The following is a 13,085-nucleotide window of genomic DNA, read 5'->3' on the forward strand; positions in this document are numbered from 1 at the left end:
GTTTGACTTTCCCCGTGGTCAACCGCAACTTCTTGGCCCATAAGCGGGGGTCCGGACCTCCGGGCGACCCCGAAAGGCTTGAACCAGCATCGCCGAATTCCTTGTCCGTGGCCGATCTTCGCGGACTGCGTACATCCGGGCTTCGGGCCCGGGCGAAGCTGGCGCGAGCAGCGTGAACCGGCCGCAGCACGCCGTCCAACGGAGCGCCATGTATCGAGAGGTATTTGCCCCGGTCGATAACTCGCGCGAGTCGGACTGGGCCGTAGACCGCGCCATCGAACTCTGTGCTCGCTTCGGGGGCCGCATCACCGGCTCTCACGTCTATGCCGCACGCCTTCACGACATCCGGTTCCGCCAGCTCGAAATCGGGCTCCCGGCCCAGTTCCAGGAACCGGCCGAGATCCGCCGGCAGCGCAAGATCCACGACAAGCTGATCGAGAAGGGGCTCCAGCTCATCTCGGACAGCTTCCTGGACCAGCTCCACCGCCGCTGTACCGAAGCCGGCGTGACCATCACGCGGCAGCTCCTCGAGGGCATCAACTACGAGGAGATCATCAACGAGGCGAACCGCGGCGGCGGACGTCTCCCGAGCCTCATCGGCTTCGATCCCAACATCGCCCACAACTACGACGGCAGCGAGAAACAGCGTACGGACGTCAGGCTGGGCGAGAACGGCCGACTGGTAGCCGAGGACGAGGAGCAGGAGGACAAGCTCGCGGGCACCTCCGGTCGCGACTACGACCTCGTCGCCATCGGCGCCCACGGTCTCGGGCGCCAGGAGCGGAGCCGCCTCGGCGGCGTTGTGGCGCGCTCTCTCCGCGGGATCGAGAAGGACGCGCTCATCATCCGCGACGACCGGCCGCTCGAGGGCGGCAAGTGGCTCGTCGGCGTGGACGGATCGGCCTACGCCTACAAGGGACTCCGGATCGCGCTCGAGATGGCCCGCGAATACGGCGCCAAGGTCTACATCGCGAGCGCCTTCGACGTGCAATACCACCACGTCGTCTTCCACAACATCAAGGACGTGCTCTCCGTCCAGGCCTCGAAGGTGTTCAAGTTCGAGGAACAGGAAGAACTCCACAACAACATCATCGACAAGGGCCTGCTCCGCCTCTGCAAGGCGAACATCAAGCGGGCCCAGGTGATGGCAAGCGAGTATCCCGAGGTCGAGATCGAGACGCAGGTGCTCATCGGCAAGCCTTTCGACGCGCTCCTCAAGTGGGCCGACGAGATCGACCCTTCGCTGCTCGTCGTGGCCCGCCACGGCTCGCACCGCATCGAGGGCACGGACCTCGGCTCGCAGGCCGACAACCTCGTCCACCTCTCGGATACGAACGTGCTCCTCATCGGGACCGAGAACGTGCGGCCCGAAGAGATCCCCTGGATTGAGGAGGACGGCGAGGCCGGGCTCGAGTGGGCGCCCGAGGCGGAGGTGAGGATCCTGCGCGTGCCGCCGTTCGCCCTCGGGATCGCGCGCAAGGCCGTCGAGGAGTTCGTCCTGGAACACTACGGGCCGGGGAGCCGTTACGCGGCCGCCTTCGTCCCGAATCCGAAGGATGAGAAGCAGTACCGGGCGGCGCCGCCGCCCGACGGAGACGCCGCGGCCGGCAATGGGGCGAGCGGCACCGCGAAGGTGGCGCGCGACGCGCTCGAGACCGGCGCGGCCCCTTCGATCGCGGAGGTCGGACAGGCCGCCAACGGGCGCGGGAACGCCGAGTCGGAAAAGGCGGAGCTCTGGAACCGCGACCAGTTGCCGGTCGTGACCAACGAACGCCTCGACGAGGCGATCAAGAAGCTCCTCCCGACCCACATGCAGCTCGTGATGGGGATCGGCGATGCGGAGGAACTCGCCCTCGCGGAGGTGAAGGCGAACGAGGCGATGAAGCGCACCGTCGTGGAGACGAGCGACGCCGACGCTTTCGAGACCCCGCTTCCCGTGATGGCGAAGTGCCCGGTGACGGATAACCAGATCCCTCGTGACCGCACGGCCGCCGACCCGATCGTCTGGACGCACGAGGCATTCGACCGTCTGGGGCGCGTGCCGTTGATCGCGCGTCCTCTCGCCCGGAATACGGTCGAGCGCTTCGCCCGCGACCAGGGCATGTGGCGCGTGACGACGGTCGTCATGGACGAGAACAAGGACGCGATGATCGCGGCCGACGAGTTCGACCTCGACACGATGCTCGTGATGTTCAACGAGTTGAAGGCGAAGCAGGCGCGGGCCGAAGCCGCCGGCGTCGACGGCATGAGCGAGGAGATGAAGCGCTTCATCGAAGAGGCGAAGGCCTCCGGTGTGACGCGCTGTCCCATCCGCGACATCGAGCAGCAGGCGGAAGACTGTCCCGTCGACTTCAAGATGGTCTCGCCCGACGATGCCCGCGCGGCGGTCGAGAAGTTCGCGCGCACGGAACTGGGAGACGAATCGGGAGCAGACGTCGGTCCCGCTTCGGAGCAGGGATCGCGCGAGAAGTGACCGGGGCTCCGCTGGCCGCGGAAGCTGTCGCGCACCGGAGTGCCACCGTCGCCGGTCCCCTCTGGGACGGCGCCCCCGCCGCCGCGTCGCCGCGCACCGAACCCGACGTCGCGATCCCGCACGTTGTCGCCTGGAACCTGACGCGCCGCTGCAATCTCGCCTGCGCCCACTGCTATATTTCCGCCGGATCCTGGCACGCGGCCGCCAACGAACTCGATACCGCGGCCTGCTTCCGCATCGTCGATCAGATCCTCGAAGTGAGTCCATCCCCGCTCCTCATACTCAGCGGGGGGGAGCCTCTCGTGCGCTCCGATCTCGAGGAGATCGCGGCCTACGCCTCCGAGCGCGGCGCAACCGTGACCGTGGGCACGAACGGCACCGGACTCACCGATGAACGCATCGCCTCGCTGAAGGCGGCCGGCGTGCAGGGGGTCGCCCTGAGCGTCGACTCGCTCGATCCGCGCTATCACGACCGCTTCCGGCACGGCGAAGGTGCTCTCGAAGACACGCTCGCGGCGGTCGACCGGCTGGCACAGCACCGCCTCGACTTCCTCATCCAGTTTACGGTCACGCGCGGGAACCGGGACGAACTCGATGCCATCGCGGCCTGGGCGGATGCGAAGGGCGCCGTCTGCCTCAACGTCTATTTCCTCGTCGAGACGGGCCGGGGAGAGGGAATGCGCGGCCTCGCCCCCGCGGAGAACGACGCGATCGTGACCCGGCTGGCCGAACTCCAGCGGGACTACCGCGGGCGGCTCATGATCCGCTCCAAGTGCCAGCCGCAACTCATGCGGCACGTGTACGAACGGGATCCGGACTCTCCGCTCCTGAACTACCGGACGCGCTGCCCCTGCGGCGTCCAGTACTGTCGCATCACGCCGGAGGGCAAGGTGACGCCGTGCCCGTACATGCCGGAGGTGGCCGGCGACCTCTCCGACGCTTCCTTCGGCGAGATCTGGCACGAGGCGACGGTCTTCCGGCTGCTGCGCAACGGCGAACCGGGCGGAAAGTGCGGACGCTGCGAGTACCGCGCGCTCTGCGGCGGCTGCCGTGCCCGCGCGTACGCGGTGGACGGAGACCTGCTCGGTCCGGATCCTTCGTGCGCCTACGAGCCGGCGCCCGGCATCGCGGACGCGATCGAGCCGAGCCGGCCCGTCACGTACGGCTCGGCGGCCGAGCAGAAGCTTCGGTGGAGCGCGGAGGCCGATGCGCGGCTCAGCGCCATCCCCAGCTTCGTGCGCGGCGTGGTGGCCGAACGGGTGGAAAAGTTCGCCCGCGAGCGCGGATACGCCGAAGTGACGCTCGATGTGATGACCGAGGTCCGCCGGGCCATGCCGGTGGACTTTTCGAAACGGATGCCCTTCTTCGCCCGCAGTCGGCGGAGCGCGGGACGGGGGGAAAAGCGATGAAGCGTTGGATGACCCGTGGTGTCGCGACCCGCGGCGTACTGCTCGCCGCCCTCGCACTGGCGGTCGCCATCCCGCTCCTCGCGCAGGCGCCGGGTCCCGACTACGGGGAGTTCAACTTCCTCGGGCTCGACCGTCGCGGCGCGGTCTGGATCGCGGCCCAGCTCCACCTGCTGTTCGCGGCCTTCGTGCTCGGCGTGCCCATGTTCGCCGTCGTCATCGAGGCGATCGGGATGTTCGGAGGGGATGAGAAGTACGACAAGCTCGCGAAGGAATTCACCCGCCTCCTGCTCGTGGCCTACAGCGCGACCGCGATCTGGGGCGCGATCCTCGTCTTCTTCCTCTCGACCCTCTACCCGCGCTTCTGGGCGTACCTCACGGCGATCTTCGCTCCGTCCATGTGGGTGTACGCCGGCCTCTTCTTCCTCGAATCGTTCACGCTCTATCTCTACTACTACGGGTGGGACGCGTGGAAGAAGGGCGCCGCAAAGAAGGTCCACTGGTGCCTGGGGATCATGCTCAACGTCTGGGGCACGATCGTCATGTTCATCGCGAACGGGTGGCTCACCTACATGATGAGTCCTCCGGAGGGACTCACGGCGGACACTGCGCCGCAGACCGTGCAGCTGTGGAGCGCGATCAACAACGCGACCTGGATGCCGATCAACATCCACCGGTTGCTGGCGAACGTGGTGTTCGGCGGCGCGATCGTCGGCGCCTACGCGGCGTACCGCTTCCTTACGAGCAAGACCGACGAGGAACGCGCGCACTACGACTGGATGGGCTACACCGGAAACCTCATCGCGATCGGCGCGCTCATCGTCCTCCCCTTCGCCGGCTACTGGCTCGGACGGGAGATCTACGAGTTCAGCCAGCAGATGGGCATCACGATGATGGGCGGCTTCATGAGCTGGCTCTGGATCATCCAGGCCTTCCTCATCGGCATCCTCTTCCTCGCGGGCAACTACTACCTGTGGATCGGGATGGGGCGGATTCCGGGGGCGGAACGTTTCCAGCCCTACATCAAGTGGATGCTGCTCGTGCTGGTCCTGGGCGTCATCGTATGGGCCACGCCCAACACGATGATCGCGGACCGGGACGAGATCGCCGCCATGGGAGGGATCCGGCACCCGTTCCTGCAGGTGCTCGGGGTGATGAGCGCGAAGAACACGGCCGTCAACCTCATGATCCTGACGACGTTCCTCTCCTTCCTCATGTACCGGAGGGCGAACAAGGATCCCGTGGTGCCATGGGCCCGCGCGGGGACGATGCTGCAAGGGGCGGCCTTCGCGCTGTGCGCCGTCGTCGTCGTGTTCTACGGCGTGTACGGCTATTTCGTGACCGCGATCGTGCGGATCGGCTTCTCCGTCTACCAGGTGCTGGCGGTCCTGGCGACGATCCTGTTCGTCATCGGGATCGACATGGCGATGCTCCGGGGCGCCAAATCCCGGGGCGAGATCCGGTGGGGCCGGATGCCGGACCGGTCGCAGTACGCGCTCCTCATCCTCGCGGTCACGTTCACGTGGCTCATGGGGCTGATGGGCTTCGCGCGCAGCGGGATCCGGCAGCACTGGCACGTCTACGAAGTGATCCGGGACACGAGCGAGCAGGCGTTCACCCCGGCGCTCGGGCCGGCGGCGACGATCATCAGCATCTGCGTGCTCATCTTCTTCGCGCTCGTCGGCCTCATATTCTGGCTCGGCGGCCTGGCGGAACGCTCCGTGTACCAGGAAGCCGAGGCGAAGGTGAAGGCCGGGCAGGGGCGTGCCGCGCTCGGCGATCCGGTGCCGGCGCCTTCCCTCGGCGACGTGGACTAGGCGATGGCCGGGAAGGGAACGCGAGGACGGTGGTGCGAGGACGGGAAGAGTAGATGACGAACCTGAAGATCCTGTTCACGGTCGTGGCGACGCTGGCGGTGTTCACCTTCGTGGCGAACGTGATCCCGCAGGTGCAGTCGGCGGTCCCCAGGGAGATCGTGCTCAGCGCGGACATGCCGCCCGAGGAACTGGCGGCGATCGGTGAGGAGATCTACGCCGGGGCGGGCGGCTGCACGGCGTGCCACGGCCTCGGCACGCGCGCTCCGGACCTCCTCGGGGTGGTGGGCGGCGTGTGCGCGACGCGCGTCCCGGGGCAGAGTTGCAAGGACTACCTGTGGGAGTCTCTGGTCAACCCGACGGCCTACATCGTGGAGGGCTTCGACCCCATCATGATCGATCAGAGCATCCTTTCGTCGCAGGCCGAGTTGTGGACACTCGTCGCCTTCCTTGAATCGCAGGGCGGCGAGATCACGGTGAACGCGGACGACTTCGCCGCGGCGCTGGCGGCCGACGACGCGGCCGCGTCCGCTCCGCCGCCTCCCGTGGTCACCGACCCGAGCCAGGTCGACGCGGTCGCGCTGATCACGGCGCAGGGCTGTCTCGCCTGCCACGCCCTCGGCGGGGAGGGAGGCATGGTCGCTCCCCCCTTCGAGGAACTGCGGGGGCAGGATCCCGCCGTCGTCCTCGAGGGGATCGTGGATCCGATGGCGACGATCAACGAGGAATACTCGGCCTTCGCCGGGACGATGCCGACGATCTTCGGCGATCTCATGTCGCCGGTGGAACTCGACGTGCTGGTGAACTTCTTCGTGGGAGGCGCGGGGGCCGGCGCGGAGGCGCCCGGCGACGCGCCGGAAGTCCCGCCCGACAGCGCGGGAGGTAGCCGATGAGGCGTTACCTGTCCCATCCGTTCTGGCAGGGCGCGATCGTCATCGTCGTGTCCTACGTCGCGTTCGAGTGGGTGATCGGATACGTGCTGCCGGTGATCGGCGTGGCGAGCGCTCCCGTGCCGAGTTCGGTCATCCTGCAGTACATGCTGACCGTTCTGGTGGGCATCGTCCTCTACATGAGCGCGGACGAGGCGCGCTGGAAGAGCTTCAAGAAGCCGATCCACGAGACCATGGTCGCGCGCGACCGGAAGACGCTGCGGGGGATCCTCATGGTCGCGCTTCCGGTCCTCGTCGGCTGGCTCGCCTATCAGAACGTGAGGCCGAGCTACGCGGCGCCGGCCACGTTGCGCTCCGTGCACCCCGCGCCGCCGAACCAGCTCACCTTCCGCGGGGAGGCGATCGAACTCACGGGGCTCGAGAACCCGCTGCACGCGGAAGGCTCCATGGAGGAGCACCTGGCGGTCGGAAAGCGGATCTACGTCCGCAACTGCGTGCCCTGCCATGGCGACCTGCTCGACGGCCAGGGACACTACGCGCCGGCCTTCAACCCGGTCCCCGCCGACTTCACGAGTTCCGGCAACCTGCCCCAGCTCACCGAGAGCTACGTGTTCTGGCGTATCGTCAAGGGCGGTCCCGGCCTCCCGCGCGAGGGGACCCCATGGGACTCGGCCATGCCGGCCTGGGAGACGATCCTCGAGCAGGACGAGATCTGGGCAACGATTCTCTATCTCTACGACCAGACCGGGTTCACGCCGCGCACATGGGAGGAAGAAGGGGAAGGGGGCCACGAATGACGGCGCTCCGACGCAGCGCCTTCGGGATGCTCGCGCTTGGCGGGTTCGCCATCCTCGCCGTTTCCGCCGCGCCCCCGCTGTCGGGGCAGGAGGATGCGGCCGCCGCGGGCAAGGTCGTGTACGACCGCTGGTGCGCCGAATGTCACGGCGAGACCGGGCAGGGGGATGGCTCCGCCGCCGCCTCGATGCTGCCGCGGCCGCGGGACTTCACGCAGGCTCTCTACCAGATCCGGACGACCGGGAGCGGACAGCTCCCGACGGACGCGGACATCCGGTTCGCGATCGAGAACGGGCTCCCGGGTACGACGATGCCGGGCTGGCCCAATCTCTCGGACCAGGAGATCGACGACGTCATCGTCTACCTGAAGAGCTTCTCGAGGTTCTTCGCCCAGGGGCCGGCGCCGGAACCGCTGGACTTCGGGTCCGACCCGGGCGGCGGTCCCGCGGCGATCGAGGCGGGCGCGGCGGCGTATCTCACCATGCTGTGCGAGGAATGCCACGGCCTGTCCGGGCGCGGTGACGGGACCTCGGCACCGACGCTGGAGGACTGGCGGGGCCTCCCTATTCGAGCGGCCGACCTCACGGAGGCGTGGGTTCTGAACGGTGGCAGCAGCGTCGAGGACATGCATACCCGGATGTTGACCGGACTGGACGGCACGCCGATGCCGTCGGCGATCGACGCCATGAACTCGGGCGTCGTCTCGCCCGACGAGGTCTGGCAACTGGCGCACTACCTCGCCTCGCTCGGGCCGCGCGAGATGCCGCCGCTGCGGGAAGTGATCCGCGTCGGGCGTGCCGAGGGGGGGCTGCCGGCCGATGGTGGGGAAGAGGCCTGGGCGGGCGTCGAAGCCTTCTACTTCCCGATGTCGGGCCAGGTCGTGCAGGTGCCGCGCAACTTCGCGCCGACGGTCGATGGGCTCTGGGTGCAGGGGCTCCACGACGGAAATGACATCGCACTGCGCGTGCAGTGGAACGACCCATCGAACAGCCCGGACCCGAACTGGGACGAGTGGCAGGACAAGATCACGGCCGCGCTCGACCTGGACGGCGCGGACCCCATCGTTCTCGACAGCGCCGGCGCGCCGACCGCGCGGCCCCCGGACGCTGTGCTCCTCCAGTTCCCGTTCGAACTGCCGGAGGGCACCGATCGGCCGTATTTCCTCATGGGGGACGCCCGGGAGCCGGTCTATCTCTGGACGTGGGATTCGGAAACCGGCGTCGGCGCGGGACGCGGGCGGGGACTGGACTCCGTCGAACCGCTCGCGGAGGACCCGGTAGCGGGAGAAGCGACGTGGGAGGAGGGGCGCTGGACGCTCTATCTCCGCCGCTCGATCGAAGTCGAAAGCGACGGCCTCGATTTTGCCGAGGGCACTCCGACGCCCATCGCTTTCCAGGCGTGGGATGGATCCAGCGCCGAGGCGGGAAAGCGCAGTTCCGTGAGCACATGGTACTACATTCTCCTCGAACCTCCGGCATCCAGCACGGTCGTCGTGACGCCCCTGCTGGCCATGCTCTTGACGGGGGCCTTCGGTCTCGTTCTCGTGCGCCGGGCCCAGGACCGCCGGAGGGATGGATGAAGCAACGGGGAAGGGCTCTCAACAGCCGATAGCGCAACGTTTTTTGTACGGGAGGTAAGTCAATGCGATCGCATTTCTGGAACCGTTCGGCCGCCCTGCTGGCCGTCGCAGCGATGGCCGCGTGTGGCGGCGGCGGCGGATCGTCCGAAGGCGCGGGGGACGACGCGGGCGAGGCGGCGCCGGCCGCCGCCGCGGTGGATCCGTCGACCGTCGGCACCATCGCGGGCATGGCCAATTTCGGCGGGATGGTCCCGACAATGGAGGCCATCGACATGTCGGCCGAGGAGGATTGCGCCGCCGGCTACGGCGCGGACGGGCCGATGGCGCAGAACGTCCTCGTGTCCGAAGGCGGCCTCGCCAACGTGTTCGTCTACCTGAGCGAGGGCGTCTCCGGCGCGCCGGCCGCGTCGGGCGCGGCGGCGCTCGACCAGGTGAACTGCCGCTACACGCCGCACGTGCTCGGCGTGCAGAGCGGGCAGGACATCGAGATTTCGAACAGCGACAACCTGCTCCACAACATCAATGCCACCCCGACCGAGAACCGCGGCTTCAACATCAGCCAGCCCCGGGCCGGGATCACGAGCACGCAGCGCTTCCAGGTAGCGGAAGTCATGGTGCCGGTGCGCTGCGACGTGCATGGCTGGATGCAAGCGTACATCGGCGTTGTCGACCACCCGTATTTCGCGGTGACGGGCGCCGACGGGAGCTACTCGATCGCCAACGTCCCGGCAGGCGACTACACGATGACGGCGTGGCACGAAGAGTTCGGCACGATGACGGCGAGCGTGACCGTCACGGCGGGTGGGACGGCCGAGGCGTCGTTCGACTACAGCGGCGAGATGATGGGCGCCGACGTCCCCATGGGTGACGCGCTGGTCATCAAGCACGGCACCGACCGCATCCGGGTGGAGCGCACGCAGTAACGCGAGGGGCGGGACCGGCGGCCCGCGCGCCGGCCGGTCCCGCCCGCGTTCCGTTCAATTGAAGGGATCACCTGGAAGGAGATAGCTCGTGGATTGGGCGCTGCCCCCGAACTACTCGACATTCGGCATTGTGATCGACCAGCTGTTCTGGATCATCCTCGTCATCACGGGGATCGCCTTTCTCCTCGTGGAGGGGGGGATTCTCTGGTTCTGCATCAAGTATCGCGGACGTGAAGGGGCGAGGGCGCACTACACGCACGGATCGAACAAGGTGGAGATCATCTGGACGGTGATCCCGGCCATCATCATCGCGATCCTCGGCGCCTACTCGGCCATGGTCTGGGACGACATCAAGGGGAGCTCCAACCGGCCGGAGGATGCGCTCGAGTTCCTCGTCGTGGGCAAGCAGTTCGAGTGGAACATCACCTATCCCGGCATGGATCGGACGCTGGGCACCGGAGATGACTTCACCGTCCGCAACCAGTTCCACTTCCCGGTGAACGAGGACATCACGATCCTGCTCGAGTCCGAGGATGTGATCCACTCCTTCTTCATCCCCGAACTCCGCGTGAAGCAGGACGCGGTGCCGGGCATGACCATCCCGGTGTGGTTCGACGCGACCCAGACCGGGGACTTCGAGATCGCGTGCGCCGAGCTATGTGGCCTGGGCCACTACTACATGATGGCGAGCGTAACCGTGCACAGCGCGGCGGACTTCGACGCCTGGCAGGCCGGCCAGGCGACCGCCCAGTGATCGAGAAAGGCTGATATGGCGACGATCGTAGCGGAGGCGACGGGGCAGGCGATCCTGCACGAGGAGCACGAGCAGTCGTTCCTGCGCAAGTACATCTTCTCGACCGACCACAAGGTCATCGCGATCCAGTTCCTGATCTACACGCTCTTCTTCCTCATGATCGGGGGACTGCTCGCGATGCTCATGCGATACCAGATCGCGTGGCCGGCGCGGGGCGAGCTGCCGCTGGGCGGGATCTTCCCGGAAACCATGGTGGCGAGCGGGTACATCCTGCCCGAGTTCTACAATGCCCTGGTCACGATGCACGGCTCGGTGATGGTGTTCCTCGCCATCATGCCGATGCTGGTGGGCGTGTGGGCGAACTACCTCATCCCGCTTCAGCTCGGGACGCACGACATGGCGTTCCCGAGGCTCAACATGCTCTCCTTCTGGCTGATGGTGCCGGCCGGGATCCTCACCCTCGCCAGCTTCTTCGTGATCGGCGGCGCGGCGGGGGCCGGCTGGACGCTGTACGCCCCGCTCAGCGCCCGTCCCGACCTGTCGGGCGTCGGCCTGGGCCAGATCATGTGGCTGGCCGCGCTCGTCTTCATCGGGCTCTCCTCGATCCTGGGCTCGGTGAACTACATCACGACGACGATCAACATGCGCGCTCCCGGCATGACCTGGATGCGCATGCCGCTAACGATCTGGTCGCTGTTCATCACGGCCATCCTCGCGCTCCTCGCCATGCCGGTGCTGTCGGCGGCCGGGATCATGCTCGTCTTCGACCAGACGATCGGGACGAGCTTCTTCCTGCCCGAAGGCGGCGGGCAGCCGCTCCTGTGGCAGCACCTGTTCTGGTTCTTCGGTCACCCGGAGGTCTACATCCTCATCCTCCCGGCCATGGGCTTCACCTCCGAGATCCTCTCCGTGGGTTCACGGAAGCCGGTGTTCGGCTACAGGGCGATGGTGCTGGCGCTCGTCTCGATCGCCTTCCTCGGCTTCATCGTCTGGGGCCACCACATGTTCCAGAGCGGGATGAACCCGATGCTGGGGCTCACGTTCACGGTCTCGACGCTCTTCATCGCCGTGCCCTCGGCGATCAAGACGTTCAACTGGATGGGCACGATGTGGCGCGGGAACCTCCAGCTCCACTCGGCCATGCTGTTCGCGATCGGGTTCGTGGCGATGTTCGCGATCGGCGGCCTGTCGGGCGTCTTCATGGCCTCGACGCCGGTCGACATCTACATCCACGACACCTACTTCATCGTGGCCCACATCCACTACGTGCTCTTCGGCGGAAGCCTGTTCGCGCTCTTCGGCGCGATCTACTTCTGGTATCCGAAGATGTTCGGCCGGATGATGGACGAGACGATGGGCAAGATCCACTTCTGGCTCACGTTCATCCTCTTCAACGTGGTCTTCTTCCCGATGCACGGCGTGGGGATGGTGGGGATGATGCGGCGCATCTACGACTCCACCGGCTACGCGCACCTGCAGGGGATCGAGGACACGAACGCGCTCATCTCATGGGCGGCGTTCGGGCTCTTCGCCTCCGGCTTCCTGTTCGCGTTCAACTTCTTCTGGAGCCTGAAGAAGGGGAGAATGGCCGGGGCGAACCCGTGGAACGCGACGACGCTGGAGTGGCAGACGCCCTCGCCGCCCAAGCACGGCAACTGGGAGGAGATCCCGGTCGTCTACCACGGTCCGCACGAGTACAGCCACCCGGATGTGGAGGACAAGGACTGGCTGGCGCAGAACGAACGGCCGGATGTCGTGAGCCCGGCCGCCGGCAGCCACTGAATCGCATGTCACCAAATCGCTTGGAAGGGAACTGACGAGATGGCACACGCCGCGACCGCAGGCCGGGTCCCCGAGAGAGGACTCGATGTCTACACCCAGAAGGTGGGAATGTGGGTGTTTCTGTGCTCGGAGGTGATGTTCTTCGCGGGCCTCATCGGCTCGTACGTCGTGCTCCGGTTCGGAGCCGCCGACACGTGGGCGGAACCCGGCGACGTGTTGAACGTCCCGGTGACCGCGTTCAACACCTTCCTCCTCATCTGCAGCTCGGTGACGATGGTGAAGGCGTTCGCGGCCGCGCAGGAGGGCGACCAGAGGGGGATCAAGCTCTGGCTCCTGTCGACGACCATCCTCGGGGCGACCTTCCTCGGCGTGCAGGTCTACGAGTACACCGAACTCGTGCTGCACCAGTCCTGGCAGGGGAGCCACGGGTTCACGCCCGCGGCCGGACTGTACGGGGCCACGTTCTTTACCATGACGGGCTTTCACGGCTTCCACGTCCTGCTGGGCGTGATCTGCCTCGCGTGGGCCACGATCCGCGCCTGGCGGGGGCACTGGGGGGCGGACGACACGCACGGGATCGAGGTGCTCGGCCTCTACTGGCACTTCGTCGACCTGGTGTGGATCATCCTGTTCACGATCGTATACCTGATCTAGTGTCGACACCTGGCC

Annotated in this window: 10 protein-coding genes; all 10 read left to right on the forward strand. The window is 67.0% G+C overall.

Going from position 1 to position 13,085, the window contains the following annotated elements:
• Positions 1-208 precede the first annotated feature (208 nt).
• Positions 209-2,473, forward strand: coding sequence for a universal stress protein (locus RN901_RS09755; RefSeq protein ID WP_310758084.1), 2,265 nt, complete (start codon positions 209-211; stop codon positions 2,471-2,473).
• Entirely contained in the window at positions 2,470-3,882 is a 1,413-nt protein-coding gene (locus RN901_RS09760) for a radical SAM protein (RefSeq protein ID WP_310758085.1), read from the forward strand. The genes RN901_RS09755 and RN901_RS09760 overlap by 4 nt, the downstream gene beginning before the upstream one ends.
• Positions 3,879-5,696: a cytochrome ubiquinol oxidase subunit I gene (locus tag RN901_RS09765; RefSeq protein WP_310758086.1), complete on the forward strand. Its 1,818-nt coding sequence runs from the start codon at positions 3,879-3,881 to the stop codon at positions 5,694-5,696. The genes RN901_RS09760 and RN901_RS09765 overlap by 4 nt, the downstream gene beginning before the upstream one ends.
• Positions 5,697-5,749: 53 nt before the next feature.
• Positions 5,750-6,586, forward strand: coding sequence for a hypothetical protein (locus RN901_RS09770; protein ID WP_310758087.1), 837 nt, complete (start codon positions 5,750-5,752; stop codon positions 6,584-6,586).
• On the forward strand, positions 6,583-7,380 hold the full coding sequence (locus tag RN901_RS09775) for a cytochrome c (protein ID WP_310758088.1): 798 nt from the start codon (positions 6,583-6,585) through the stop codon (positions 7,378-7,380). Before RN901_RS09770 ends, RN901_RS09775 begins: the two co-directional genes overlap by 4 nt.
• Complete coding sequence (locus tag RN901_RS09780; protein ID WP_310758089.1) at positions 7,377-8,957, forward strand: c-type cytochrome; 1,581 nt, start codon at positions 7,377-7,379, stop codon at positions 8,955-8,957. Before RN901_RS09775 ends, RN901_RS09780 begins: the two co-directional genes overlap by 4 nt.
• A 62-nt stretch (positions 8,958-9,019) precedes the next feature.
• On the forward strand, positions 9,020-9,880 hold the full coding sequence (locus tag RN901_RS09785; protein ID WP_310758090.1) for a carboxypeptidase regulatory-like domain-containing protein: 861 nt from the start codon (positions 9,020-9,022) through the stop codon (positions 9,878-9,880).
• An 88-nt stretch (positions 9,881-9,968) separates the two neighbouring features.
• A complete protein-coding gene (gene coxB, locus RN901_RS09790; RefSeq protein ID WP_310758091.1) occupies positions 9,969-10,634 on the forward strand; it encodes a cytochrome c oxidase subunit II in 666 nt (221 codons plus the stop codon).
• Positions 10,635-10,649: 15 nt separating this feature from the next.
• A complete protein-coding gene (locus RN901_RS09795; RefSeq protein ID WP_310758092.1) occupies positions 10,650-12,416 on the forward strand; it encodes a cbb3-type cytochrome c oxidase subunit I in 1,767 nt (588 codons plus the stop codon).
• A 39-nt stretch (positions 12,417-12,455) separates the two neighbouring features.
• A complete protein-coding gene (locus RN901_RS09800) occupies positions 12,456-13,070 on the forward strand; it encodes a cytochrome c oxidase subunit 3 (RefSeq protein ID WP_310758093.1) in 615 nt (204 codons plus the stop codon).
• Positions 13,071-13,085: the final 15 nt, after the last annotated feature.

The sequence above is a fragment of the Candidatus Palauibacter soopunensis genome (assembly GCF_947581735.1).
Lineage (GTDB): Bacteria > Gemmatimonadota > Gemmatimonadetes > Palauibacterales > Palauibacteraceae > Palauibacter > Palauibacter soopunensis.

Coding starts and splice junctions, on each gene's coding strand:
- RN901_RS09755 (WP_310758084.1), top strand. CDS start 209: ATGTATCGAGAGGTATTTGCCCCGGTCGATAACTCGCGCGAGTCGGAC.
- RN901_RS09765 (WP_310758086.1), top strand. CDS start 3,879: ATGAAGCGTTGGATGACCCGTGGTGTCGCGACCCGCGGCGTACTGCTC.
- RN901_RS09770 (WP_310758087.1), top strand. CDS start 5,750: ATGACGAACCTGAAGATCCTGTTCACGGTCGTGGCGACGCTGGCGGTG.
- RN901_RS09775 (WP_310758088.1), top strand. CDS start 6,583: ATGAGGCGTTACCTGTCCCATCCGTTCTGGCAGGGCGCGATCGTCATC.
- RN901_RS09780 (WP_310758089.1), top strand. CDS start 7,377: ATGACGGCGCTCCGACGCAGCGCCTTCGGGATGCTCGCGCTTGGCGGG.
- RN901_RS09785 (WP_310758090.1), top strand. CDS start 9,020: ATGCGATCGCATTTCTGGAACCGTTCGGCCGCCCTGCTGGCCGTCGCA.
- RN901_RS09795 (WP_310758092.1), top strand. CDS start 10,650: ATGGCGACGATCGTAGCGGAGGCGACGGGGCAGGCGATCCTGCACGAG.
- RN901_RS09800 (WP_310758093.1), top strand. CDS start 12,456: ATGGCACACGCCGCGACCGCAGGCCGGGTCCCCGAGAGAGGACTCGAT.